Source organism: Secundilactobacillus silagincola (assembly GCF_002583405.1).
In the GTDB taxonomy this organism is placed as follows: domain Bacteria; phylum Bacillota; class Bacilli; order Lactobacillales; family Lactobacillaceae; genus Secundilactobacillus; species Secundilactobacillus silagincola.
Genome location: NZ_BCMJ01000054.1, coordinates 1 through 275 on the forward strand (window position 1 = coordinate 1; position 275 = coordinate 275).

Annotated in this window: 1 rRNA gene; it reads left to right on the plus strand. The window is 46.5% G+C overall.

What is annotated here, in order from left to right:
- A 23S ribosomal RNA gene (locus CES82_RS12185) occupies positions 1–227 on the plus strand; the annotation flags it as partial.
- Between the last annotated feature and the right edge of the window lie 48 nt (positions 228–275).

The following is a 275-nucleotide window of genomic DNA, read 5'->3' on the forward strand; positions in this document are numbered from 1 at the left end:
GACACACCGCTGGTGTATCAGTTGTGCCGCCAGGCGCATTGCTGAGTAGCTATGTGTGGATGAGATAAACGCTGAAAGCATCTAAGTGTGAAACTCGCCTCAAGATGAGATTTCCCATTCCTATATGGAAGTAAGACCCCTGAGAGATGATCAGGTAGATAGGCTAGAAGTGGAAGTGCAGCGATGCACGGAGCGGACTAGTACTAATCGGTCGAGGACTTAACCACGAGTAGTGGTGTTCATCGGTAAAAGAAAATGATATTGTCTAGTTTTGA